At 32.5% G+C, this 24,615-nt stretch carries 25 protein-coding genes; 10 read left to right on the top strand and 15 right to left on the bottom strand.

Annotation, left to right across the window (positions count from 1 at the left end):
• Both D1816_RS08925 and D1816_RS08920 read right to left on the bottom strand, forming a co-directional pair.
• Nucleotides 1-906 carry a FecR family protein gene (locus tag D1816_RS08925; RefSeq protein WP_066319571.1) on the bottom strand — a complete coding sequence of 302 codons (906 nt, stop codon included), beginning with the start codon at nucleotides 904-906 and terminating at the stop codon, nucleotides 1-3.
• Between the two features lie 109 nt (nucleotides 907-1,015).
• A complete protein-coding gene (locus D1816_RS08920; protein WP_066319572.1) occupies nucleotides 1,016-1,537 on the bottom strand; it encodes an RNA polymerase sigma factor in 522 nt (173 codons plus the stop codon).
• Nucleotides 1,538-1,713: 176 nt separating this feature from the next.
• Between D1816_RS08920 and D1816_RS08915 the strand changes: the two genes are divergently transcribed.
• The 3 genes from D1816_RS08915 to D1816_RS08905 all read left to right on the top strand — a co-directional run bounded on the left by D1816_RS08915 (nucleotide 1,714) and on the right by D1816_RS08905 (nucleotide 6,344).
• Nucleotides 1,714-2,886 (top strand): hypothetical protein, encoded by a 1,173-nt coding sequence (locus tag D1816_RS08915; RefSeq protein ID WP_118502334.1) that lies wholly within the window; start codon nucleotides 1,714-1,716, stop codon nucleotides 2,884-2,886.
• A gap of 397 nt (nucleotides 2,887-3,283) precedes the next feature.
• Nucleotides 3,284-4,690: a hypothetical protein gene (locus tag D1816_RS08910; protein ID WP_118502332.1), complete on the top strand. Its 1,407-nt coding sequence runs from the start codon at nucleotides 3,284-3,286 to the stop codon at nucleotides 4,688-4,690.
• 214 nt (nucleotides 4,691-4,904) lie between these two features.
• The gene (locus D1816_RS08905; protein ID WP_147405082.1) at nucleotides 4,905-6,344 is read left to right on the top strand and encodes a hypothetical protein; all 1,440 of its coding nucleotides are present in this window, start codon (nucleotides 4,905-4,907) and stop codon (nucleotides 6,342-6,344) included.
• Between the two features lie 107 nt (nucleotides 6,345-6,451).
• On the opposite strand, the gene D1816_RS08900 is transcribed toward D1816_RS08905, so the two are convergent.
• The 3 genes from D1816_RS08900 to D1816_RS08890 are packed head-to-tail and all read right to left on the bottom strand — an operon-like array spanning nucleotide 6,452 to nucleotide 8,297.
• Nucleotides 6,452-6,748: a DUF721 domain-containing protein gene (locus tag D1816_RS08900; protein ID WP_066319581.1), complete on the bottom strand. Its 297-nt coding sequence runs from the start codon at nucleotides 6,746-6,748 to the stop codon at nucleotides 6,452-6,454.
• On the bottom strand, nucleotides 6,748-7,194 hold the full coding sequence (locus tag D1816_RS08895; RefSeq protein WP_118502328.1) for a lipocalin family protein: 447 nt from the start codon (nucleotides 7,192-7,194) through the stop codon (nucleotides 6,748-6,750). Before D1816_RS08895 ends, D1816_RS08900 begins: the two co-directional genes overlap by 1 nt.
• Nucleotides 7,191-8,297: a DNA replication/repair protein RecF gene (locus D1816_RS08890; protein ID WP_066319586.1), complete on the bottom strand. Its 1,107-nt coding sequence runs from the start codon at nucleotides 8,295-8,297 to the stop codon at nucleotides 7,191-7,193. Before D1816_RS08890 ends, D1816_RS08895 begins: the two co-directional genes overlap by 4 nt.
• A gap of 136 nt (nucleotides 8,298-8,433) precedes the next feature.
• Between D1816_RS08890 and D1816_RS08885 the strand changes: the two genes are divergently transcribed.
• From D1816_RS08885 to D1816_RS08855, 7 genes are all read left to right on the top strand, one after another.
• A complete protein-coding gene (locus tag D1816_RS08885; protein WP_066319587.1) occupies nucleotides 8,434-9,207 on the top strand; it encodes a tol-pal system YbgF family protein in 774 nt (257 codons plus the stop codon).
• 55 nt (nucleotides 9,208-9,262) lie between these two features.
• On the top strand, nucleotides 9,263-9,766 hold the full coding sequence (ribH, locus tag D1816_RS08880) for a 6,7-dimethyl-8-ribityllumazine synthase (RefSeq protein ID WP_118502325.1): 504 nt from the start codon (nucleotides 9,263-9,265) through the stop codon (nucleotides 9,764-9,766).
• 72 nt (nucleotides 9,767-9,838) lie between these two features.
• A complete protein-coding gene (locus tag D1816_RS08875; RefSeq protein ID WP_317041854.1) occupies nucleotides 9,839-10,180 on the top strand; it encodes a riboflavin synthase subunit beta in 342 nt (113 codons plus the stop codon).
• On the top strand, nucleotides 10,180-12,060 hold the full coding sequence (gene mutL / locus D1816_RS08870; protein ID WP_118502323.1) for a DNA mismatch repair endonuclease MutL: 1,881 nt from the start codon (nucleotides 10,180-10,182) through the stop codon (nucleotides 12,058-12,060). The genes D1816_RS08875 and mutL overlap by 1 nt, the downstream gene beginning before the upstream one ends.
• A gap of 7 nt (nucleotides 12,061-12,067) precedes the next feature.
• Complete coding sequence (locus tag D1816_RS08865; protein ID WP_118502321.1) at nucleotides 12,068-12,820, top strand: rhomboid family intramembrane serine protease; 753 nt, start codon at nucleotides 12,068-12,070, stop codon at nucleotides 12,818-12,820.
• A gap of 1 nt (nucleotide 12,821) precedes the next feature.
• Nucleotides 12,822-13,718 (top strand): rhomboid family intramembrane serine protease, encoded by an 897-nt coding sequence (locus D1816_RS08860; RefSeq protein ID WP_118502319.1) that lies wholly within the window; start codon nucleotides 12,822-12,824, stop codon nucleotides 13,716-13,718.
• Between the two features lie 10 nt (nucleotides 13,719-13,728).
• Complete coding sequence (locus tag D1816_RS08855; RefSeq protein ID WP_066319597.1) at nucleotides 13,729-14,748, top strand: endonuclease/exonuclease/phosphatase family protein; 1,020 nt, start codon at nucleotides 13,729-13,731, stop codon at nucleotides 14,746-14,748.
• A gap of 14 nt (nucleotides 14,749-14,762) precedes the next feature.
• On the opposite strand, the gene D1816_RS08850 is transcribed toward D1816_RS08855, so the two are convergent.
• The 10 genes from D1816_RS08850 to scpA form a co-directional block, all read right to left on the bottom strand.
• Nucleotides 14,763-15,524 (bottom strand): M949_RS01915 family surface polysaccharide biosynthesis protein, encoded by a 762-nt coding sequence (locus D1816_RS08850; protein ID WP_118502317.1) that lies wholly within the window; start codon nucleotides 15,522-15,524, stop codon nucleotides 14,763-14,765.
• Nucleotides 15,525-15,752: 228 nt separating this feature from the next.
• A complete protein-coding gene (locus tag D1816_RS08845) occupies nucleotides 15,753-16,061 on the bottom strand; it encodes a DUF6122 family protein (RefSeq protein WP_118502315.1) in 309 nt (102 codons plus the stop codon).
• A complete protein-coding gene (locus tag D1816_RS08840; RefSeq protein ID WP_118502313.1) occupies nucleotides 16,061-16,684 on the bottom strand; it encodes a WbqC family protein in 624 nt (207 codons plus the stop codon). Before D1816_RS08840 ends, D1816_RS08845 begins: the two co-directional genes overlap by 1 nt.
• A 36-nt stretch (nucleotides 16,685-16,720) precedes the next feature.
• Nucleotides 16,721-18,292 (bottom strand): signal peptidase I, encoded by a 1,572-nt coding sequence (lepB, locus tag D1816_RS08835; protein ID WP_118502311.1) that lies wholly within the window; start codon nucleotides 18,290-18,292, stop codon nucleotides 16,721-16,723.
• A gap of 51 nt (nucleotides 18,293-18,343) precedes the next feature.
• Nucleotides 18,344-19,048, bottom strand: a complete 705-nt coding sequence (gene dapB / locus D1816_RS08830; RefSeq protein ID WP_066319617.1) for a 4-hydroxy-tetrahydrodipicolinate reductase — start codon at nucleotides 19,046-19,048, stop codon at nucleotides 18,344-18,346.
• A gap of 30 nt (nucleotides 19,049-19,078) precedes the next feature.
• Nucleotides 19,079-19,717 carry a DUF5683 domain-containing protein gene (locus D1816_RS08825; RefSeq protein ID WP_240338686.1) on the bottom strand — a complete coding sequence of 213 codons (639 nt, stop codon included), beginning with the start codon at nucleotides 19,715-19,717 and terminating at the stop codon, nucleotides 19,079-19,081.
• On the bottom strand, nucleotides 19,707-20,615 hold the full coding sequence (locus D1816_RS08820) for a ParB/RepB/Spo0J family partition protein (RefSeq protein ID WP_118502309.1): 909 nt from the start codon (nucleotides 20,613-20,615) through the stop codon (nucleotides 19,707-19,709). Before D1816_RS08820 ends, D1816_RS08825 begins: the two co-directional genes overlap by 11 nt.
• Before the next feature lie 6 nt (nucleotides 20,616-20,621).
• Nucleotides 20,622-21,386 (bottom strand): ParA family protein, encoded by a 765-nt coding sequence (locus tag D1816_RS08815; RefSeq protein ID WP_066319620.1) that lies wholly within the window; start codon nucleotides 21,384-21,386, stop codon nucleotides 20,622-20,624.
• A 141-nt stretch (nucleotides 21,387-21,527) separates the two neighbouring features.
• Nucleotides 21,528-22,409 carry an SDR family oxidoreductase gene (locus tag D1816_RS08810; RefSeq protein ID WP_118502307.1) on the bottom strand — a complete coding sequence of 294 codons (882 nt, stop codon included), beginning with the start codon at nucleotides 22,407-22,409 and terminating at the stop codon, nucleotides 21,528-21,530.
• 73 nt (nucleotides 22,410-22,482) lie between these two features.
• Nucleotides 22,483-24,615, bottom strand: coding sequence for a methylmalonyl-CoA mutase (scpA, locus tag D1816_RS08805; protein WP_118502305.1), 2,133 nt, complete (start codon nucleotides 24,613-24,615; stop codon nucleotides 22,483-22,485).

Genomic DNA, 24,615 nt, shown 5'->3' with positions numbered 1-24,615 from the left:
CTACTTTTCTAGTACGACAGTCTTACCGTCTTGTGATAGGCTATACTTTATGCCTAAGGTACTAAAAACCGTTTTAAGAGCAACTTTTATATTATCATTAGGAAAAGTTCCTGTGTATTTATATTGAAGATCTAAATTGTGATTTTGATTAATTTTGATATCATATTGTTTTTCAAGCGCTACAAAAAGATATTTAACAGGGATACTTCTAAAAGAACTTGTGTTGGTTAACCATGAAGGTTCTTGATTTTTAAAACTCCAGTTTTCTGGGGATATACCAAAATTTCTATATGCTTTTCCTGCTGTCAAAACCTCATTATACTTATTGTTACTCACACTCACTTTACCTTCGAAACAATTTACTTCAAAAAATGATTTATGAGAATTTACAGTAAATTGAGTTCCTAAAACAGATACTTCTCCATTTTTAGTGGTCACAGTAAACTTACTTCCTTTTTTAACTTTAAAAAAAGCTTCGCCTTCTAAAGTAACTAATCTACTATCCTCCCAATTATTTTTGTCAAAAATGGCATTAGATTTAGCATTTAATATCATTTCTGATCCATCAGGCAATGTAACCGTTAGTTTTTCTCCAAAACCAGTAGTAAAAGATTCTTTAGGACTAAATAAAAATAATCCAAAAATAATTGCTATCGAAGCTGCGGCAGCCATATAAGGCCATAATTTAATGGTTGGCTTGGATTTTTTAGTACTACGATTTGATTTAATCGCTAATAATGCGTTTGTAGTATCAAAATCTTTTAAGTCCAAAGCATCTGCTCCTGCAATAATTTTTTCATAATGCTGGTATTCAGGATGGGCTTTAAACTCAAGAAGTTCATCTTCAGAAAGTTCTCCGTTAGCCCAACGTGATAAGAATATGTCGTCTTTTTTATCGTCTAGCATAATTCAAGCTCTATATAATATAAACGTTTGATTTTATAATTACCCTACCTCTTTTTCTGTTTTTTTTATTTAATAATACTGAAAAAGGGTGTTTTAACACCTATTTATCTTAGATGTTTCCTATTTTTTTTCTTAATGTTACTAATGCTTTATGCATTAATTTTTCAATTGCTTTTACAGATACATTAGATAACTCTGCAATTTCTCTATATGTTTTTTTATCGATTCTGCTTAAGAGAAAAACTTCTCTTTGTCGTTCAGGTAATTCTGCAATTGCATTCTTAAGAGTCTCCATATATTCTTTTTCGAGTGCTATAAACTCAGGAGATTCATTATTAACATCTGATTTGCGTTGTGTTATATAATCTTTATACTTAAAACGTACTTTTTGATGCCTTGTATCGCTAATTCCAAGGTTTGTAGCTATAGTATATACATAGCTTTTGGCTTTGTCAAGAGGTACTTTAGAGCAATTATGCCATAATTTAATAAATGCATCTTGGACAATGTCTTCTGCCTGTTGCAAATCACCAAACTTATAATAGACATAATTTCTTAAAAGCTTTGAATGGCTTTTGAAAAATTCATCAAAAGCTCTTTCATCACATGTAGATTTTTTGTTATTAGGCATTTAGGGTATAAAAATTAATTTTTCAAATCTATATTTTTTTCTTGGGAAGAAAAATATAAAATGAAAAAAAAATAAATAGAGGTGGGGTATTGTTAAGATAAGGCGTTTTACAATTGTTATAACAAAAGAAACCAATTCACGAATTCAAAAAAAAACATTAATTAAAACAATTTAAAATGAATAATAAGAAATTTTTATGGGTGTATCTTTTTACATTAATCTTGGGGTTTGCTTCTTGTGAAGAAGATATCGATACGCCAGACGAAAATTCTGAATGCCCAAAATTATCTTTTAAGCAAGACGGTGAGAACTTAATAGCCGATTTTGAAGGTCTAAAAGATTTAGAAGTATACGAGTGGTTTGTAGACGATCAATTGGTCGAAACTGAAAGTATCCTTAATGATAATCAGAGAGACAATATGTTAAGTTTGAAGGACTATAACCCTGGAACATATAACGTTTGTATTAAAGCAGAAACGCCTGATTGTGGGCAAGGAACAGAGTTTTGTAAAGAAATAGTAATTGAGGATACAACAACAGGTGAATCTTGTCCTACACTTAAATATGAACAAGATGGAGATTATTTAATAGCGAACTTTGAAGGGGTAGAAACTATTGCTTTTTATGCATGGCAAGTTACAGGAGAGCAATTGGATAATGAGACTATTATTGAAAACGAAGGGGTAGATTTTCAAGGAGATAATAAATTTTCATTAAAAGACTTGAAGCCAGGAATGTATACGATTTGTTTGATTTCAGAAAGCCCAACATGTACACAAGCTGAACCATTTTGTAAAGACATAGAGGTTAAAAATGACAATAGCAACGAATCTTGTCCAGAATTAAAGTTTATTGTAGAAGGAACAATTTTGTTTGCAAATTTCTCAGGAATTGATCAATTAGGGGTTTATGAATGGTTTGTAGATGGTCAATCAGTAGAAATTGAAGATTTACAAAACCAAGATCGTGACGATTCATTCGATTTAAGTGGATATAACCCTGGTACATATAGTGTTTGTATCAAAGCAGAAACTGCTGATTGTCCAAATGGTGTAGAGTTTTGTGTAGATGTTGTAGTTCCAGAGCCACAACAAATAGACTGTACTAAGTTTGATTTAATTAATTCTAGAGATAAGGTTGTAGGTGTTAATAAACCTACAATTACAGATATTGATCCTGATTCTGTAGTTTGGACTTTAGACGGAAACGTAATTACACCGATCACACCGAGAGTGGCAAGACTTAAAGATCATGTTACTCAAGATGGAACATATGAGATTTGTTATAAGTCAGTTTCACAAACTTGTGGAGTATTAGAGAAATGTGTTCAAGTAAATTATAAGCAATAATCTTAAGGGTTTACTTCATGATCTATATATTGTAGTTGTTAAAATTTATATAGATCGATGAATAAGGTCGCATATTTATTTATGCGACCTTATTTTTTGTTTTAAAATCAACTTTTGATTTGTATAAAAATGATATTCTTTTTTTATGGTTTTAGAATGTTTTTCTCAAAAAAATGGTCTCATCAATACAAGATTGTAATAGGATACTATTTTACGTATTAAGTTTTTTTGTGATTTTGTTCTGTTATTTAAATATTTGATTATTAGTTTTTTAATGTTGTTTTTGTGTTTTTTTTATGAAAAAGGGGTAGGGTGATTTCCCTGTATTGCGTTTCATATACAAGAGAGATTATGTTTTCTCTTTAATAAAAAATGAATAACCCTAAATTATTATATGATGAAAAAACTTACTAACTGGTTTTTATTGATTCTTACGCTTGTATTAGGATTTACTTCATGCGAAGAAAATGAAAACTTTGAACAGTGTCCAGAAATTAAAATAAATGTAGAAAACGAAACTGGAAGCGCGGTTTATCGTTTTGCAGCACAATTAGATGAAGTAAAAGATCTTAGGTTTACATGGTCTGTAGATGGAGAAGATGTTGATACAGGTAATCTTAATGATCTTGCTGGTCAAATTTTAGATTACAGATTCGAGGCTGGTAAGCATACAATTTGTGTAAAAGTGGCTAGTGAAGATTGTCCGATACAAGTGTGTACAGATATTGAAGTAGAAAGAGATGAGACTGATCCATGTCCAGATCTTTTCTTTGAATCAAGACAATATGAACGTCCTTCTCAATATAAATTTATTGCTGATTTTAGAGGGGTTAACGAAATAAATTATGGCTGGTTTATTAATGATGAATTTGTAGAAGATTCGTCTCCAAACGAAGATAATTACTTGATATGGGATTTTAAAGAGCCAGGAAGATATGAAGTGTGTATTAAAGCTGAAACACCAGATTGTGCTAACGGTACATCTTACTGTAAGGTAATAGAAGTTGCCGAAGTAAATCAGGCGTGTCCAGAAGTGTCTTTTTCAAAAGAAATGGAAGCAGGAAGTGCTAACACCTATGTTTTTGAAGCAAATGTAGAAGGGGTTGATGAAGTAAGTGAATTAATGTGGTATGTAAATAATGACTTGATCGAAAATTCTACAGATCAACAAAATGGAAATAGAACTTTACTGTATCAATTTGCTCCCGGCGAATATAAAATATGTTTAAAAGTTACAACACCTGATTGTGAAGAAGGAGTAACGTATTGTAAAGAAATTAGAATTGATGGTGATTGTCCTAATATAGAGTTTAGTAGAGATGGTGATTCTTTATACGAAAGAAGCGGAGAACAACGTGATTATGTGTGGACTCTTAACGGACAGGTTATTGATGATCAAGAAGTCATTCTTGATAACGGAAGAGAATTTTCTTTACGAAACCTACAAGCAGGAACATATAAAATATGTCTTGGTATAGAAACACCCGAATGCCCTAATGGAGTAGAGTTCTGTAAAGAAATTGTAATTGAAGAAAATGATACAACAAAATGTCCTGAGTTATTGTTCACCAGAAATGGAAATACAATGGTGGCCGATTTTGATAGTGTAAAAGATGTAGAAGTATATGAGTGGTTGATTAATGATGAAGTGGTAGAAACAGAATCAAACTTAAACGGTAATAATAGAGATAATGAATTAAGTTTAGAAGGATACAATCCAGGAACATATGTAGTTTGTATGATTGCTGAGACTCCTGACTGCCCTAACGGAGTAAAATACTGTAAAGAAATTATTATAGAATAACAAGATTGTTAGGTTAGATTAATTAGGTTAAATCCCCTGAAAGCAGCCATACTTTTAGGGGATTTTATTTTTGATTATATTAAGTTTTTTTGTTTCTGATTAAATTTTTATACATTCCACTCTTTATAATTGCCTGATAGTATGAAATTAATTGAAGATATTAGGGTAGGGTTTGTAAAATGTAAAGCGTTATAATAGTATAAGATAAACTGTATTGAAAAATTTAATTACATATTTTAAGAGTTGTTTGCTGATAATTTTATTTACTATTAGTTCATGTGTTAGTGATGACGGATCATTTCCTGAAAATGAAAATAATGAAATCACATCAACCATTGCTATAGTATCTTTACTTAATAACTTTAATTCAGGAAACGGTACTATTAACGAAAACGATTTGTGCTTCACATTTCAATATCCAATCACATTAGGATATAATACCACTTCAACTATAAAAGTCGATGACTTTAGGGGACTACTTAATGTACTTTCTAGTCAAAGTACAAACTTTAATGTTACAGGACTTCAATTTCCTATAGAAATTAAATTTAAAGGAAGCGAAATAGTAACTACAGTTCAAAATGAAGATGCACTATTTGATGTGTTGAAAGAATGTGAATTTGATACTTTTAGAGATGATTTTAATGAGCTATTTAGACAGTGTTTTAAGCTTGATTATCCTATTGTTTTAAAAGATAATAATAGTAGAGATGTTACAATTGATAATGAAGAAAGTTTTGATCAATTTTTTGCGTCTCAAGGAAATAACTATCAACCAGATTTTAAATTTCCGATAACTCTTTTAGTAGGGCCTAATCTTGAGCGTACTCTTATTTCAACATATTTTCAATTTTATGAAGTTTTAAGCTCGTGCGTGGGGTGTCCTGCAATTCGATTTGATATTCAACAGTTGCCTAATAATGTATATCAATTTAATACTAATTTTGAAGCCAAACCAGGATATGTATTATCTTTAAAAATTAATGAAGAAGAAATATCTGATTTTACCTTAGACGGAAATATAGTTACAATTACTCGAGAACTTATACCAGGTTCATATAATGTTTGTATCAAAGTAGTCACTCCCGATTGTCCAAATGGTAAAGAGGTATGCGATACATTAATAGTAGAGCCTATCTGCCCAGAGCTTTTATTTACATTCTCGCAACAACAAGGTAGTTTTATATACGATTTTGTTGCAGAGTTTCCTGGATTTGAACAAATTAATTATGATTGGGTTGTAGATAATGAGGTGGTAGAAGCAGGAGATGGGGGACCTAATGGGGATAATAAGTATTCTACAGAACTTAGTTTCGGAAAACATGAAGTTTGTATTAGAACAGAAACTCCACAATGTCCACAAGGAACAGAAAAATGTGAAGAGATAGAAGTTTGTCCAGAGTTGTCTTTTACTTTTCAACAAGAAGCAAATACTACAATTTATACATTTACTGCAGATTTCCTAGGAATAGAAAATGTGAATTATCAATGGACTATTGATGAGCAGGTACAAGAAAGTGATGGAGGAGTAGATGGAGATAATGTATTTAATTTTGAATTTGCTGCGGGAGCAACATATCAAGTTTGTATTACTACAGAAATAGAAGGATGTACTAGTGGGACGCTATTTTGTGAGGATATTACTGTACCTTAGTGATTGATGCAAGCTAAATTTACTTTAAAAAAACTAAACCTAAAAAACGTTATATTAAAACTTAGAAATCTTTCTTTTGAGAAATATGATATATAGAGAGAGTTAAACTACCGTAGGACTAATTTTTTTATAAGTTCTTTGCCCAATGTTTCATTTAGGTTTGCAATAATTTTTTCTTTACCATAACTAAGTTCTTCTCTAAGCACAGAAGAAGTGAGTTGTATATACAAGGTTTCACGATCTAACTTGATATCTTGAGTGTATTTGTGAATGGCAGGTCCCATTACGTTCTCCCAAACATCACGTACCGCGACTTTATCTAGACCTTTCTCTAGTTTATTATTTGTCACAAAATCTTTTAAAACTTCGCTTAAACTTTGATGTTCTTGATGACGTTTGGCCATTATAATTGTATCTTTTGATATCGCTTATAAAAGTAAACATTTCCAGCTTCATTTTTAATAACCATGTTGTTTTCTTCTACAAGTTCTATGATTTCTACCCAGTTTGTTAAAGTAGTTTTATAATAAATTTTTAATTGCTCACCTTCTATTTTTAAAGTAAATGTTTCGACATCTTTAGAGATGATAAAACTACCATCTAATTTAGGCTGTACCTTTTTACGAATACCTATACTGTCTTTTATTTCAAAGAAATCGATACTTTGATTAAAGTTATATTCTTTTTTTGTGCCGTCGGATAAGGTTACCTTTTCTATTTCCCAATAACCATTCATTTTATCTGCAAATGTATCAGGATTTGGTTTAGAACAACCAAAAATATGTAGAAGAATGATAAGGATCATTACATAGCTAAGACGTATGGATTTTAAAGTTATTTTCGATTTCATTCTTCTTGCGTAGTTATAGTGGGGTCTAATTTAATAATCTTGTAAGATTGAGATATTTTTTTTACTACTCCTTCTGTACGATCTGCATGTGTATCGCTAATAAATAACTGTCCAAAAATCTGATCATCTACTAGTTTTATAATATGTTCTACACGTTTTTCATCTAGCTTGTCAAAAATATCATCAAGTAATAATATAGGGTTTACTTTACTTTGTTTTTTTATAAAATCAAATTGTGCAAGCTTTAGAGCAATAAGAAATGATTTTTGTTGACCTTGACTTCCAAATTTTTTAATAGGGTATCCTTCTATTTCAAAGGATAGATCGTCTTTATGAACCCCAACACTGGTATATTGTAGCATTCTATCTTTGCCTAGATTTTGTTCAAGTAAGGTTAACAAATCGGTATCAGATAATTTACTTTGATAGGTTAAGGATACTTTTTCTTTCCCAGAGCTAATGGCATGATATCGATCAATAAATATTGGTATAAATATTTCTAAAAAATCAGCTCTTTTTTTATGAATACTACTTCCGTATTCATTTAATTGTTGATTATAAATGTCTAATTGAGTAGGATCAAAGGTGTTGTTAACCGCAAAATATTTTAATAAGGCATTGCGTTGTGATACAATTTTGGCATATTTTAATAGGATAGATAAATAGGTTTGATCACTTTGTGAGATAACACCATCAATAAACTTTCGTCTGGTATCACTTCCTTCTGTGATAAGGTCTCTATCGGCGGGTGAGATAATTACTAAGGGTAAAAATCCAATGTGCTCGCTAAACGTGTCATAAACTTTTCCATTGCGTTTAATCACTTTTTTTTGTCCTCTTTTGGCACTTACAATTACTTTTTCATCACGATTGTCTTTTTGATAAAGCCCATCAACAACAAAAAAATCGGTATTATGTTTGATGTTTTGACTAGTAATTGGATTAAAATAACTTTTTCCGAAGGATAAATGATAAATAGCATCTAAAATGTTCGTTTTTCCTACCCCATTATTTCCTACTAAGCAATTTATCTTGTCATCAAACTCAAAGTTGATGGCTTCAAAATTTTTATAATTGATTAAAGAAAGGGATTTTAGAATCATAAAACGCTGATGATCAAGTGATCATAATTTTGGTAAAATTCGTAAATTTTTTGCGCAAAATATTGAAAAATAATAAATACTTGTGCTTTTAATTATGAATAAAAATTTTATTTTTGCCGTTCATTAACTTAAACTTATGGCAACTTATAAGAAACGCGGACACAAACCAAAAAACAAAGTTGAAGAGGTAGAACAAATCGAAGATAACTCAACAACTGCAGAGGTATTTAACACCCTAGATGCAGGAGCCTCAAAAACTGAAGAATGGGTTGCTGCCAATCAAAAATATATACTCGGTACAGTAGGTGTAGTAGCACTTGTTATATTAGGATATCTTGGTTTTCAGAAATTTATTCAGGAACCAAAAGAACAAGAGGCGGCAAATGAAATGTTTAAAGCTCAGCAGTATTTTGATAATGCTGTTAACGGTAACTCAACACTTAGAGATTCTTTATATAATTTAGCACTTAATGGTGGTGAAGGTAAATATGGTTTTCTAGAGATTATTGAAAACTATGGTAGCACAAAAGCTGCTAACTTAGCAAATTATTATGCTGGTTTTTCATATTTAAATATGAATAAATATCAGGAAGCAATTTCATATTTAGATGATTTTAAAAGTGATGATGAAATGCTTGGCCCATTGGCTTTAGGAGGTATTGGAGATGCTTTCTCTCAACTTGGACAAGTAGAAGAAGCATTAGGATATTATGAAAAGGCTGCAAAAGCTAAAACAAACGATTATACAACTCCAAAGTTTTTATTAAAAGCAGCTATTACAGCTTTGTCTTTAAAGAAACCGGCTGTTGCAACTCCATACTTAGAGCGTATTAAAGAAGAGTTCCCTAAAAGTGTAGAAGCTAATCAGGTAGATGTGCATTTAGGTCAAGCTCAAGCAATGCTCAAATAGTCTAACATTTCAAGTTTAGTAAAGAAACTTGAAATCTGAAACCTAAAATGGCATAATGGCTACAGAGAATAAAAATTTATCACAGTACGATAAGACAACAATCCCAGACGCGAAAAACTTTCGGTTTGGGATTGTTGTTTCAGAATGGAATGAAACCATAACACAAGGACTTTTTCAAGGCGCTTTTGATGCATTTATTGATTGTGGAGCGTTAAAAGAAAATATTGTTAGGTGGAATGTTCCAGGTAGTTTTGAATTAATCTACGGATGTAAAAAAATGCAGGAATCTTTCGATATGCTTGATGCTATTATAGCTGTTGGTTCTGTAATTCAAGGTGAAACTAAGCATTTTGACTTTGTTTGTGAAGGTGTAACTCAAGGGATTAAAGATCTCAATGTTACTAAGGATATACCTGTTATTTTTTGTGTATTAACAGATAATACAATGCAACAATCTATTGATCGTTCTGGTGGTAAACATGGTAATAAAGGAACCGAAGCTGCAATTGCCGCAATTAAGATGGCTCAGTTACGCAAAGACGCTACCTTTTACAAATAAAAATTAGCTGTCATATTCTTATTTCAACGGTAACGGCATAATCCTTGTTGTTAATATTTTGATGTTATTGTAATGCTAAAAGAAGCATATAACAAGACATTTTTAAGTACCTTTGAGTTTATTATGGGAATCTTCAAGACAAGAAAAAATAAAAAATACAATTATTCACCTCGATATTGGGATGATAATGGAGAAGGTAGTCCATATCAAATGGAACAAAGGTTTGATAAATATCGAAGTACTGTTGGAAAAAATGGAAATTTCAAGGATAAGATAGAGACCGCATGGGATGAATTAAAGCATCATTCAGATAAAAAAGTGAACATGCGCGTATTATGGATTTTTCTAATACTTCTTTTTGTTTTCCTATTTTTCATAGATTTTGATTTATCAATTTTCTTTAGCCCTTCTTGATGTCGGATATCATACAATTATTACCAGATCACGTTGCTAATCAAATTGCTGCCGGAGAGGTTGTACAAAGACCTGCTTCTGTAGTAAAAGAATTGTTAGAAAATGCAATTGATGCCAAAGCTGGATATATCAAGTTAATTATTAAAGAGGCCGGTAAAACTTTAATTCAAGTTATTGATGATGGTGTTGGAATGAGTGTAACCGATGCTCGACTTAGTTTTGAGAGACATGCTACTTCAAAAATTAAAACTGCCGAAGACCTTTTTGAATTAAATACAAAAGGATTTAGAGGAGAAGCTTTAGCCTCAATAGCAGCAATTGCCCACGTAGATTTAAAGACAAAACAGGAGCAAGATGAGGTTGGTACAGAAATTAAAATAGAAGGAAGTAAAGTACTATCCCAGGAGGCTTGTGTAAATCCTAAAGGCACTTCGATAAGTGTTAAAAACTTGTTTTATAATATACCCGCCAGAAGAAATTTTTTAAAATCTAATGCAGTAGAATTACGTCATATTATAGATGAATTTCATCGAGTTACCATGGCACATCCCGGTATTCGGTTTGATATGTATCATAATGGTAGTGAAGTTTTTAATTTACCAGTATCTAATGATAGACAACGTATTGTAAATATTTTCGGAGGAAAGACTAATGAAAAATTAGTTCCGATTGAAGAGGAGACTGATCTTGTTACTATTCATGGTTTTGTGGGTAAACCTGAGTACGCCAAAAGATCAAGAGGCGAACAGTTTTTCTTTGTAAATAATAGATTTATTAAAAGTGCGTATCTAAATCATGCTGTAACAGCGGCTTTTGAAGGTTTGCTAAAAGATAAAGCACATCCAAGTTATTTTATTTATCTAGAAGTAGATCCTAAATCTATAGATATTAATATTCATCCCACTAAAACAGAAATAAAATTTGAAGACGAGCATGCGCTTTATGCGATGTTACGTTCTACAATTAAACATAGTTTAGGTCAATTTAATGTAGCGCCAGTATTAGATTTTAATAGAGACGCTTCTATGGATACACCTTATGAGTATAAGAGTAAAATAGCACAGGCTCCAACTATTGAAGTAGACAGAAATTTTAATCCTTTTAAAGAAGAAAAACAACGAACTACGGCTACTAGTAATACGCAAAAGAATTATAGTGCGTTTAAAAAAGAAACACCTGGTAGTTGGGAAAACTTATATACAGGGTTAGAATCCGAAGTATCATCTAACGATGTGAAACAAACATCGTTTTCTACAGTAGAGTTTGAAAGTGAAGAGCAAACGGGTTCATTATTCGAAACTGATGATAAAAAAGATTTAGAACATCATACAACATACCAACTTCGTAAAAAATATATAGTTACGACTATTAAAAGTGGTATGGTGATCATTAATCAAAATCGTGCACATCAAAGAATTGTATACGAAGAATTACTAAAAAGTATTACAATGGCAAGTGCTGTTAGTCAGCAATTGTTGTTTCCGTTAGTGTTATCTTTTTCTAAAACTGAAATAACACTACTTGAAACCGTAAAAGAACAGTTAGAGAACACTGGGTTTATATTTGGAAAGCTTGATTTAGGAGAAATTGAAATAACAGCTATACCTTCGGTAGTAACAGAGAAAGAAGTAGCTACTTTATTAGAGCAGTTGTTAAGTGATTTAGAAAATGAAGTTCCTGATAGTGGTTTTTCTCAGACAGATCTATTGGCAAAGTCCATGTCTAAAAGTATTGCTGTGCGATCAGGGGTAGAATTAGTCCCGGAGCAGCAAAGATATATGGCTAATAGTCTTTTTGCTTGTACAGAGCCTACAATAACACCAGATAATAAGCCAACTTTCATCACGTTAACAGTAGATGAAATAGATAAGAAATTTTAAGTACTATATGGGGAGAATTACAGATACAGTAAAGGTATTATTAATTATTAATATTATATTTTTTGTAGGCTCAACGAGTCTAGGAGATAATGCTTATGAATGGTTTGCTTTATGGTTCCCTAAAAATGATAATTTTCAGGTATGGCAAATTGTGACACATATGTTTATGCATGGCGGTATTAGTCATATATTCTTTAACATGTTTGCTTTATTTATGTTTGGAAGTCATCTCGAAAACTCGATAGGCAAAAATAAATTTCTTTTTATTTATTTTTTCTCTGGGCTAGGAGCTGTTGGGTTTCAGATTTTGTTTACTTATTTTCAATTTAATCCAGGCTATCAAGCGTATATAGAAGCTGGTTTTTCATCCTCTGAGGTTATTACTTTTATTCAAGAGACTATCGCGGCGGGACAGTATAATGTTTATCCAGAAATTCCCAGAGATGTTACAGAAAAAATGATTGGAGCATACGCAACTCCAATGGTTGGAGCTTCAGGTGCTATTTTTGGTGTTTTAGCAGCATTTGCCGTGTTATATCCTAATTTACCGTTGTATATCATGTTTATACCTATTCCTATAAAAGCAAAGTATCTTATAGGGGGGTATTTTCTTTTGGATTTATATTCAGGAATTACAGGTCAAGCACTTTTAGGACCTTCAAACGTAGCTCATTGGGCGCATATTGGTGGTGCCGTTATTGGTTTTATTACCATGTGGTACTGGAAAAAAAATTCGTTTAATCAACATCGTTGGAATTAGTATGGCAACTAATAATTTGACATATCAGTTTAAGACAGCTAATATTATTATTAAGCTAATTGTTATCAATGCAGCATTATTCTTATTTGCCACTTTGGGTGGATGGGGTTTACAGATGCGTCCCGATGATTTAATGGGATGGTTTGTGTTGCCAACAGAGTTTAATGCTCTGATTTTACAAATTTGGGGTGTAGTAACCTATAGTTTTCTTCATTTTGGATTTTGGCATATTTTCTGGAACATGCTTTTGTTATATTGGTTCGGACAGTTTGTACTTAATTTGTTTACAGAAAAACGATTTCTTACAATCTATTTATTAGGTGCCGTTTGTGGAGGTATACTTTTTGTTTTGGCATATAATTTTTTACCAGTGTTAAATGCGAGACCAGGCTACATTATAGGAGCATCAGCTGCGGTGTTAGCAATAGTAATCTTTATTGCGACGTATACGCCTAATGCAGAGGTAAGAGTTATCTTTTTTAATGTGAAACTATGGCAAATTGGTGTTTTTATGGTGCTTATGGATTTGATACAATTACCAAATCAATCTCCAGAAACAGGAAATGCAGGAGGTATGATCGCGCATATTGGCGGTGCATTATTTGGGTTCATTTATGCTACACAACTTAAAAAAGGAAATGATATAGGTGCTTGGTTTGAAAAGCTCATGGATGGATTTGCTAATTTATTTAAACCTAAAAAGAAAAGTCCTTTAAAAACAGTACATAAATCAAAAACCTACGCAGCATCTTCTAAAAGAACTACATCTTCAGGAAGTAAAATAAAAAACCCAAACCAAGGAAAAATCGATGCTATACTTGATAAAATTAGTAAAAGTGGTTATGAAAGCTTAACCAAAGAGGAAAAAGACTTTTTGTTTAAGGCAGGAAAGGAGTAAGTAAGCAAACATGAGGAAAATAATCAATAAGATCGTCTTTGTGATGAATTCTATAGCAGCTTTTGCCTTGTTGCTATCGTACTTGTTGCCTTATGTTTCTCCTAAAACTTTTTCGTTATTATCTGTTTTAAGCTTGGCAGTGCCTATTCTTATTGTAATAAATGTGCTATTCTTATTATATTGGCTTATTCTGTTAAATAAAAAAGGAATTCTTTCTCTTGTTGTTTTAATTATAGGAGTATCACACGTTTCATCACTGTATAAAATAAGAGGTAAGTCTACCGATGAAGCCGATAATACAATATCATTAATGAGTTATAATGTACATAGCTTTAACCGTTTTGATTGGATACCTTCAGAAAGCATACCCCAAGACATTTCGAAATTAGTACATAAAGAAAATCCAGATATATTTTGTGCGCAGGAGTTTTATAATAATCCTGATATTAATTTTGATCAATACCCCTATAAATATCAAGATTTTAATAACGATAACGGAGAGTTAGCGTTGGCGGTTTTTTCAAAATTTCCGATTATAAAAAAAGGCTCATTGCATTTTAAGAAAACTGCTAATAATACGATCTATACCGATATCGTAATTCATACGGATACCGTGAGAGTGTATAATGTACATCTACAATCTCATAAAATAAATCCAAAAACCGATGGGTTAACAAAAGAAGCTTCTCAAAAGCTAGTAAAGAGAATACAAATTTCTTTTGTGAAACAACAAGAACAAATGGAAATACTACTAGCACATATGCAAAAATCACCATACAAAAATATAGTGATGGGTGATTTTAACAATACTGCTTATTCTTATGTCTACAATAAGGTTACCTCAGAAAATTTGCAAGACACGTTTAAGATTGCAGGAAAAGGATTTGGCAAAACGTTTGAATTTAAACTTTTTCCTGTACGTATAGACTTTATCTTAATCCCTGAAGATTATGAAGTGTTAATGTTTGAGAATTTTAATGTGAATTTTTCTGATCATTATCCAATTAGTACAAAAATGCGATTGAATTAGGTTTGATCGAAATATTATTTCTCTTCTAGCCTAGTAGCTTCTTTTGACATTTCTTTTTCCCAATCTCCAGCAAAAGCAGCATGTTTGTTTTTGATCATTTTTTGAATCTTTTCTTTTACTGCTTTTTGAATCTCTACAGGTAAGGTATAAAATTTACTGTTTATTTTGGTTAGTCGCCCATCACTAGAACCACTGTTTTGATGTCTTATAGTTACTCTTTTTTTATTATGATATATCATGATCTTAACTCGACCATCTACGTATCCATCTTGTCCTTTGGTACCATAAACCAATATAAGATCAGTCAAGCCGTCATTGTCTATGTCTGATAATTCGGTGTAATTGTTCCAAAAATCGATTGAAGTTTCCCAATCTTGATCTATATCATCCTTAATAGAAGATTTTTTTTTGAACTGCTTATCTTTATAACTTAGTCTAAGTGCCTGTATTCGATTATTCAAAGTATCATTTTCCTCACTTATTCCTTTGAAATCTTCTAATAAGAGTAAGTAGTATTGTTCTGATTGATCATTGTAAGAATAGGCTTGATAAATTTCAAACTCGGCCCCTACCTTTTTTTTTATTCTTTTTGTAAAGGTTTTAGTGATCTCTTTTTTTGAAAGTTTATGTATTAGTTCTGGATTGATCGTAATGGGGTCATTTCTTTTAAGATCGATAATAGAAATAGGTTGTTGTTCTTCTTTTTTAGGTTCTTTGGATTGTTTTCCGCAAGAAAATAACGCTAGAATTAAAACAGAAAGTATAAGTTTATTCATAGATAAAAAATTGATTAAAAATAGACTTAGTAATATTAGTTGAATACTAAATGTAATCAATATTTCCTAAATATGCTGAATATAACCTTTATTGAAATCTGAAATTACGGTGATTGGGTTTTTAAAATTACTCAATACTTGATAAACTTGTGTTTGAAATAACGTTGACTTATTGTGAATTGTGTTGTCAAAACGTTTGATTTGTTACTAATTTAAGTTGACAATTTGTTACATCATCCAACAGTCGACCTGATCTACAACTATATGCCACAGAAGGGCTATACCAACTATTCTGATTTTTTTGAAAAACAACGATATACAATAGATAGAGATGGCATAATAACTATGTAAAGGGTGAAATCCTACGCTACAGCGATTGGGATCAAAAATAGGATGGGCTAGTAGGTGATCTAAATCAATAAGCATAGCTCCTATAAAAATAAAGTATACTTTTTTCCATTGTTTTGGAAATAATAAGAGGGCTATCACCAAAGGTATCGCAAGATGTAATCCGTAATGCAGTATGGGTCGAACCATTAAAAAATAACTTGATGCTCCAGATAAGTCAAAGCGTTGGTTCCTTCATTAAATAATAAATCAAGAATCGACAGATTAGATAGAAAACCATATTTTTCTGAAAAAACTTGAATGTACGACTCTAAAGGATATTCATTTTCTCTTCGTGCATTTACAAGTTGTCGCTGATCAATAAGATTTTCGGGATTTTTGTGATAGCTTTTTGTTTTAGAAAATGAAATATCTAATTGTAGGCAATCAAAAAGAATCTGCATACATTCATAATTAAAATCTAAAAGAAATTCTTTCTTTTTTTGAAAAAGAGAAACGAGTTCATCTTCATAATATTCAAAAAAGGGAGAGGTTCTATAAGCCGTTTCTAAAGATTTCCAATGTAATTGTTGCCATTCAAAATCGTTTTCGATGCGGATATCTTTATAGTGCTGCCTGATTTCTTTACCAGAATGCTTTATAGGTACTGTTAATAATAGTTTTCCGTTAGCTCCATAAATATAAGTTCGGTTTCTATACGTTTGTTTTTGAAAATTATCTTCATTCTCAAAAACAACATTTTCAGCTTGTGCTATAGCCACAAACTGCGCTATAGATCCGAAATACATTGGGTGAAGTAGAGTAGTCTTCAATTTTAGAAATCAAATTTTAGATAACAATATGCTTTACTAAGCATTTTTCTTTCTTTTGCGATATTGACCATAAATAATCCAACCTATCAAAAGAATTAAGAAATATTTGAAATAAGAAACACTTTTTCCGCTACCACCTACTGTAGTAAACATACGTTCCCATCTAATTTTATTAAATAATCCTTTGGCATTTGTATCCCAGCTAAACCATACAAATACAGGTTTACCTACAATGTGATTTGCGGGCACATACCCCCATGCACGACTGTCTTCACTATTATGGCGATTATCACCCATCATCCAGTAGTAATCTTGTTTAAAAGTATAACTATCTATTGGTTTTCCGTTAAGTAATATTTGGGTGCCGTTTACAGATAATTTATTATCTATTCCTAGTTCTGAACCTTCGTACACTTCAATAATTCTTCTGTACAAAGAAAAGCTCTTAAGATCCATTTTTACTGTTTTCCCGGCTTCAGGAATATAGATTGCTCCAAAATTGTCTCTGTTCCAATTTACTTTTCCATTGTTAGGGAAAATTCCAAATTCTTTTTGGCCTTTCGGACTGATACTTCGTTGTATACTAGATACGTTTGGATGGTTTTTAAACTGTTTAGCAGCATCATTAGTCATTCCCGCCGCTCGAAACTCTGTATTACTAACGAATCCAAACTCATTTGGCTTTATTTTATAACGATTGTACAGGTTTTGTGGATTAAAATTTCTGTTCTTTACAGTTCCTTCATAAGAAAACTGTACTTGTGCACGATCTGGTAATTGATTTTTTTGCCCGTTAATATGCACATAACCATCAATTACCGCTAATGAATCGCCTGGTACTCCGACACAACGTTTAACATAATTTGATTTTTTATCTATGGGTTTGTAGTGACCTAGATTTGATTGATCTCTAAATTTACTTACTGTATCTACTGGCCAACTAAATACTACAATATCATTACGTTTTACTTTCTGAAATCCAGGAAGTCTAAAATATGGGTACTGCGGTTTGCTTAAATACGATTTTTTTCTGACAACAGGAATAGTATCATGCACCATCGGAAATGAAACTGCCGTCATAGGAGTTCGTGCTCCATAATGAAATTTGCTTACAAACAAAAAATCACCTACTAATAATGTTCTTTCTAGAGATCCTGTTGGTATCGTATAAGGTTGCATAAAATAGGTATGCACAATAGTAGCGGCTACTACTGCAAATAAAATAGAACTCGTCCACTCTCCGCTAGCTGTTGTAGGTTTAAGGTCTCTATCTTCAATATATTTTACATCTAACATGTAGTTTACGTAAAAAATATAGAATCCAAGTGTTACCACAACAAGAATAGTATCTTTTGTAGTGTTTTGACCAAAACTCCTAATAGTTTCTACCCAAAGAACAGGTAACATAATGACATTAATTACTGGGATGAAAAGTAAAATTACCCACCACCATGGTCGATTTATGATTTTCATTAAGATCACAGCATTATATACAGGTACAAGAGCCTCCCAAGCTTTTCTACCGGCCTTTACATATAACTTCCATGTTCCTAAAAAATGAATTACCTGTACTATCAGGAAAAAAATAAACCATTCTGTAAGTGTCATCTTATTGTATTTTGTAGTATAAGTATTTTTTATTCGTAAAGTGTTACACTTTTAGAGCCCTAAAACATCTTTCATGTTAAAAACACCAGTTTTGTCTTTTATCCATTCTGCGGCAACAACGGCTCCTAATGCAAATCCGTTTCTGTTATGTGCAGTATGCTTAATTTCTATATCATCTACTTCAGAAGTGTATGAAACGGTGTGCGTACCTGGAACATTTTCTATTCTTTTTGCAGTAATAGGAATTGTATTGCCATTTGCATTTCCATTATCTAATTCCCATGCACTCTTGTTACTATTTTCAATAATTCCTTCTGCAAGAGTAATAGCAGTGCCACTTGGGGCATCTAATTTTTGAGTATGATGAATTTCCTCCATAGTGATCCCATAAGTATCCAAAGGATTCATCATTTTGGCTAATTTTTTATTGAGCTCAAAGAAAAGATTAACTCCCAGGCTATAATTAGAGGCATAAATAAATGCACCTTTTTTTTCATTACACAGTGCAACCATATTTTCATATTGATCTAGCCATCCAGTAGTACCTGAAATAACTGGAGTATTGGTATTAAAACAATTAGTAATATTTTGTACGGCAGCAGAGGGGATACTAAAATCTATAGCAACATCGACTTCTGAAAGGTCATAATCGTTATCGTCTTTATCTACTTTAAGTATAATGGTATGGCCTCTTTCTGTAGCAATTTTTTCTATGGTTTTACCCATTTTGCCATAACCTAATAGTGCAATTTTCATGTTTTGGTGGTTATTGTCTAATATATTCTTTTAAAAACTATAATTTAACGAAACTCCATAGTTAAGTCCAGTAGAATTAAATTCTTCGAAGTTTACTTTAGGTTTAAAAGATAAATCATCTGTAATGTTATATTGTTGTAAATGCGCGGTTACGTTTGCGTCTACAATATTTAAAAGATATGCCGCTACAGTTAAAAGTAATGATAATTCTTGTTCACGTCTAAATCGATCTTGTACATCAATTAATTGATCATTAGAAACTAATATTTCTCCTGTAGTTTGATCTATAAATCGATCATCTGTAAACCCTGCTAGTCTACGTTTATAGATGTCTCTAAATTCATTATATCTATTGTTATTCTGAATGTAGAAATAAATGCCTGTTCCAATTGCTCCGTAAACTGCTGGTAATCTCCAGTACAATCCTTTTCCATTATAAATCTGTCCTAAACCAGGAAGTACTGCAGAGTAAAATGCTGCTCTAGCTGGTGCTAATGGTTCATATGGGCGAACCTTATTTCTTTTCTTTTCTTTTTTTCTCTTTCTTTTTTTCTTTTTTACAGCCACTTCCTCGGTGGTGACCTTTAATTCGTCATTTTCCTGTGAATGTATACTTTGAAATGAAAAAAGTATAAAAAATAGGATGATATAGCAACATTTAATTTTCACTATCGATGAGTTTCTTAATACGTTTAAAATCTTCTTCCGAAGAAAATGGTATAATAAGCTTACCACTTCCTTTACTAGTCACTTTTACATCAATTTTAGCACCAAAATACTCAGAAAATTCTTTAACTCCTTTTAAAATATATTTTGGAGCAGTTGAACTTTCGGGTTTTCCGGTATCAGAAATTTCAGTTTTGTTATTTAAAGACCGTACTAAACTCTCAGTGTTACGCACAGATAGAGAATTTCCTATAATTTTCTCATATATTTCAAGCTGTTGTTGTTGGTCGTCGACATTAACAAGTGCACGTCCATGCCCCATAGATATAAATCCATCACGCATTCCTGTTTGTACTATTGGATCTAATTTTAATAATCTAAGATAATTGGCTATAGTTGATCTTTTTTTACCTACGCGATCACTTAGCTGCTCTTGTGTTAAGCTAATTTCGTCAATAAGTCTTTGATAAGATAATGCAATTTCGATCGGATCTAAATCTTGTCTTTGGATGTTTTCTACCAAAGCCATTGTTAAAGACTCTTGGTCGTTAGCAATACGGATATAGGCAGGAATTGTCTTTAATCCGGCTAATTTAGATGCACGAAATCGTCTTTCTCCGCTGACTAATTGAAAGTTGTTAAAATCTAATTTCCTAACCGTTATGGGCTGGATAACGCCAACTTCTTTTATCGAGGTTGCAAGTTCTCTAAGAGTTTCATCATTAAAACTAGTACGTGGTTGAAATGGGTTAACATCTATACTCTCGAGTTCTAATTCGATAATATTACCCACTACTTTATCTGCATTTTTATCTTCAACCGATTTTATATCATTTTCGGGATCTTTTAAAAGTGCTGATAAACCTCTTCCTAATGCTTGTTTTTTTGTTGCCTTCGCCATGAATCCTTAACTATTTTTCTTAATAATTTCGTGAGCCAAACTTAAGTAATTACTAGCTCCTTTACTAGCGGCGTCATAATTAATTATACTCTCACCATAGCTAGGAGCTTCACTTAATCTTATATTTCTTTGTATAATGGTTTTAAAAACCATTTCGCTAAAATGCTTTTGTACTTCTTCTACTACCTGATTTGATAATCTTAATCGAGAATCATACATTGTAAGTAATAATCCTTCTATATCTAATTCTTTATTATGTATTTTTTGTACACTTTTAATAGTATTCAATAGTTTTCCTAATCCTTCTAATGCAAAATACTCACATTGTATAGGAATAATAACAGAATTAGCTGCTGTTAGAGCATTAAGTGTTAACAATCCTAGAGAAGGAGCACAGTCAATAAGAATGTAATCGTATTTAGATACTAGATTGTCCATTGCTTTTTTTAGCATATACTCTCTAGAATCTTTATCTACAAGTTCAATCTCAATTGCAACTAAATCAATATGTGCAGGAATAATATCTACATTAGGGGCACTAGTTTCCAGAATTGCATCTTCTGCTTTTACTGTATGTTCCAGAATTTGGTATGTACCTTTCTCTATGGTATCAACATCTAATCCCAGTCCCGAAGTTGCATTTGCTTGCGGATCTGCATCGATAAGTAATACTTTTTTCTCTAGAACACCTAAAGAAGCTGCTAAATTAACTGAGGTAGTAGTTTTACCTACACCACCTTTTTGATTGGCAATTGCTATTATTTTACCCATAGGGGAAGATTTGGATTTACAAGCGATAAAAATACAATTAATTATATATTATAAAAATGAAAAATGTTAACAGTTGAAATTAAAAAAGACCATCCCCCTTTAGGAATGGTCTAGTGTACTTTATGAATTGTTAATAAATAGTTATTTATTTTTCTTAGCACGTATCATTGCTTCCAATTGATCCCACATTTCTTCGGGTACTTGTTCTAGCAGGTTAAATTGTCCAGCTCCTTTGATCCACTCACCACCATCTATTGTAATTACTTCTCCGTTTACATAGGCTGAAAAATCGGATACTAGATAAGCGGCAAGGTTTGCAAGTTCTTGATGTTCACCTGTACGGCTTAATGGTACTCTTTTGGCGAAATCGAGTTTTTCAGCCAAGTCACCAGGTACTAATCTATCCCAAGCACCTTTGGTAGGAAAAGGACCTGGAGCAATAGCATTAAAACGCATACCGTATTTTGCCCATTCAACAGCTAAGGATCTTGTCATTGCCAGAACACCAGCTTTTGCAGTAGCACTCGGAACAACATATGCAGAACCTGTCCATGCATAGGTAGTAACTATGTTAAGTACAGAAGTATTAGTGTATTTCGTATCTATCCAGTGTTTTCCGAAAGCTAGCGTACAATTTTTAGTTCCTTTTAATACAATATCAATAATAATATCAAAAGCGCGATGTGATAATCGTTCTGTAGGGGAGATGAAGTTTCCTGCTGCATTGTTAAGTAGTACATCTACGGTACCAAAAGTTTCAATAACCTTATTTCTCATTGCTTCAACCTGATCATATTCTCTTACATCACATTGCACAGCTAAGCAGGTACCTCCTGTTTCTGCTTCGAGTTCTTTCGCAGTGTTTTGTAATTTTTCCAGATTCCTGGATGTTATGGCTACTTTAGCCCCGAGTTCAAGGAAATATTTTGTCATTGATTTTCCTAAACCGCTACCGCCACCGGTAACAACTATATTTTTTCCTTCTAGAGCCCCATCGCGAAGCATTTTGTCTGTATAACTCATAAGTGAATGATTGTCAATATTTGGTGAAAGTTACAATTAATACTTTATATATACTATGCGTGCATAGTATTTTTTATTCAAAGGTTGAGATTAAAATTTCTAAAATTGTAATTGCTGCATCACTAATTTTTGTTCCAGGTCCAAATATAGCTACTGCTCCGGCTTCAAATAAGTATTCATAATCATCAGGAGGAATTACTCCTCCTACTATAACCATAATATCTTCTCGACCATATTTTTTAAGCTCTGCCACAATTTGAGGTACAAGTGTTTTGTGTCCTCCTGCAAGAGAGGAGACTCCTACGATATGTACATCATTTTCTACAGCTTGTTTTGCGGCTTCAGATGGAGTTTGAAACAGTGGTCCAATATCTACATCAAATCCAACATCGGCATAGCTTGTTGCTACAACTTTTGCACCACGATCGTGACCGTCTTGCCCCATTTTGGCAATCATAATTCTTGGTCTACGACCTTCTAATTCGGCAAATTTATTGGCTAGCTTCCTAGCATTTTCGAAAGATTCATCATTTTTTATTTCTTTAGCATACACACCTGTAAATGTTTTTATTTGCGCTTTATGTCTTCCAAATTCTTTTTCTAGGGCATCACTGATTTCACCTAAAGTTGCTCTTAATTTAGCAGCTTCTACGGCTAACTCTAGTAAATTTTGGTCTTCATTAACTGCAGCTTTTGTAAGGTTTTCTAGGGCGTTTTGAACAGCGTCATTATCTCTTGATGCTTTTACTTTTTCTAAACCTGCTATTTGTTGCGATCGAACGGCATTATTATCAACTTTTAAAGTACTAATAGCCTCTTCTTCTTCTAAAGCGTATCTATTAACGCCTATAATAACATCTTGTTCGCTATCTATCCTGGCTTGTTTGCGAGCGGCAGCCTCTTCGATTCTCATTTTAGGAATACCAGCTTCGATAGCTTTAGTCATTCCACCTAATTCTTCAACTTCTTGAATAAGTTCCCATGCTTTTTGGGCAATATCATTAGTCAAAGATTCTACATAATAGCTTCCTGCCCATGGGTCAACAGTTTTAGTTATTTGCGTTTCTTCTTGTAAATATATTTGAGTATTTCTTGCTATTCTGGCAGAAAAATCTGTAGGTAACGCTATGGCCTCATCTAAGGCATTAGTATGTAAACTTTGGGTACCTCCAAAAGCTGCAGCACTAGCTTCTATACATGTACGAGCAACATTATTAAAAGGGTCTTGTGCGGTTAAACTCCATCCACTTGTCTGACAATGCGTTCGTAGCATTAAGGATTTAGGATTTTGCGGATTAAACTGTTTAATTAATTTTGCCCAAAGCATTCTGGCGGCTCTCATTTTTGCAATTTCCATAAAGTGATTCATCCCTATGGCCCAGAAAAAGGATAATCTTGGAGCAAAAGCATCAACATCCATACCGGCTTCTATTCCTTTTCTTACATATTCTAAGCCATCTGCTAAAGTATATGCCAGTTCTATATCACAAGTAGCGCCGGCCTCTTGCATATGATATCCGGAAATACTGATGGGATTAAATTTAGGCATATTCTTAGAGCAATACTTAAAGATATCTCCGATAATGCGCATAGATGGAGTAGGAGGGTATACATAGGTATTACGTACCATGAACTCCTTTAAAATATCATTTTGAATAGTTCCAGACAGAAGGTTTTTTGAAACACCCTGCTCTTCTGCAGCTACGATATAAAATGCCATAATAGGCAATACAGCACCATTCATTGTCATAGAGACAGACATTTTATCTAGAGGGATCTGATCAAAAAGTACTTTCATGTCTTCTACAGTATCAATGGCAACTCCTGCCATTCCTACATCTCCAAATACTCTTTCATGATCACTATCATATCCTCTATGAGTTGCCAAATCAAAGGCAACAGAAAGTCCTTTTTGACCTGCAGCTAAATTTCTGCGATAAAAGGCATTACTTTCTTCTGCAGTAGAAAAACCAGCATATTGCCGTATTGTCCAGGGTCTTCGAACATACATTGTTGAGTATGGGCCTCTTAAATAAGGAGGTAGCCCTGCCGAGAAATTAATGTGTTCTAAATCTTTAATATCATCCTGATTATAAGATGAATTAATAGCTATTCCTTCGGAAGTAGTAAAAACAGAACTTTTTTGAGTACTGTGGACTTTTGATTTTTTGGGTAATTCTATCCCTTGAATGTCTTTTCTATTCAT

This window comes from Aquimarina sp. AD10 (assembly GCF_003443715.1).
Taxonomy (GTDB): domain Bacteria; phylum Bacteroidota; class Bacteroidia; order Flavobacteriales; family Flavobacteriaceae; genus Aquimarina; species Aquimarina aggregata.
The sequence above is the reverse complement of the archived record's forward strand: the minus strand, read 5'-3'. Positions and strand labels throughout refer to the sequence as shown.

Bases quoted from the DNA above. Each gene is read 5' to 3' on its own strand.
- D1816_RS08925 (WP_066319571.1), bottom strand. From the start codon at position 906: ATGCTAGACGATAAAAAAGACGACATATTCTTATCACGTTGGGCTAAC.
- D1816_RS08815 (WP_066319620.1), bottom strand. From the start codon at position 21,386: ATGGGTAAAATAATAGCAATTGCCAATCAAAAAGGTGGTGTAGGTAAA.
- lepB (WP_118502311.1), bottom strand. From the start codon at position 18,292: ATGACACTTACAGAATGGTTTATTTTTTTCCTGATAGTACAGGTAATT.
- D1816_RS08915 (WP_118502334.1), top strand. From the start codon at position 1,714: ATGAATAATAAGAAATTTTTATGGGTGTATCTTTTTACATTAATCTTG.
- ribH (WP_118502325.1), top strand. From the start codon at position 9,263: ATGGCTACAGAGAATAAAAATTTATCACAGTACGATAAGACAACAATC.
- D1816_RS08845 (WP_118502315.1), bottom strand. From the start codon at position 16,061: ATGGTTCGACCCATACTGCATTACGGATTACATCTTGCGATACCTTTG.
- dapB (WP_066319617.1), bottom strand. From the start codon at position 19,048: ATGAAAATTGCACTATTAGGTTATGGCAAAATGGGTAAAACCATAGAA.
- mutL (WP_118502323.1), top strand. From the start codon at position 10,180: ATGTCGGATATCATACAATTATTACCAGATCACGTTGCTAATCAAATT.
- D1816_RS08895 (WP_118502328.1), bottom strand. From the start codon at position 7,194: ATGAAATCGAAAATAACTTTAAAATCCATACGTCTTAGCTATGTAATG.
- D1816_RS08865 (WP_118502321.1), top strand. From the start codon at position 12,068: ATGGGGAGAATTACAGATACAGTAAAGGTATTATTAATTATTAATATT.
- scpA (WP_118502305.1), bottom strand. From the start codon at position 24,615: ATGAATAGAAAAGACATTCAAGGGATAGAATTACCCAAAAAATCAAAA.
- D1816_RS08855 (WP_066319597.1), top strand. From the start codon at position 13,729: ATGAGGAAAATAATCAATAAGATCGTCTTTGTGATGAATTCTATAGCA.
- D1816_RS08885 (WP_066319587.1), top strand. From the start codon at position 8,434: ATGGCAACTTATAAGAAACGCGGACACAAACCAAAAAACAAAGTTGAA.
- D1816_RS08810 (WP_118502307.1), bottom strand. From the start codon at position 22,409: ATGAGTTATACAGACAAAATGCTTCGCGATGGGGCTCTAGAAGGAAAA.
- D1816_RS08900 (WP_066319581.1), bottom strand. From the start codon at position 6,748: ATGGCCAAACGTCATCAAGAACATCAAAGTTTAAGCGAAGTTTTAAAA.
- D1816_RS08850 (WP_118502317.1), bottom strand. From the start codon at position 15,524: ATGAATAAACTTATACTTTCTGTTTTAATTCTAGCGTTATTTTCTTGC.
- D1816_RS08820 (WP_118502309.1), bottom strand. From the start codon at position 20,615: ATGGCGAAGGCAACAAAAAAACAAGCATTAGGAAGAGGTTTATCAGCA.
- D1816_RS08860 (WP_118502319.1), top strand. From the start codon at position 12,822: ATGGCAACTAATAATTTGACATATCAGTTTAAGACAGCTAATATTATT.
- D1816_RS08890 (WP_066319586.1), bottom strand. From the start codon at position 8,297: ATGATTCTAAAATCCCTTTCTTTAATCAATTATAAAAATTTTGAAGCC.
- D1816_RS08920 (WP_066319572.1), bottom strand. From the start codon at position 1,537: ATGCCTAATAACAAAAAATCTACATGTGATGAAAGAGCTTTTGATGAA.
- D1816_RS08875 (WP_317041854.1), top strand. From the start codon at position 9,839: ATGCTAAAAGAAGCATATAACAAGACATTTTTAAGTACCTTTGAGTTT.
- D1816_RS08910 (WP_118502332.1), top strand. From the start codon at position 3,284: ATGAAAAAACTTACTAACTGGTTTTTATTGATTCTTACGCTTGTATTA.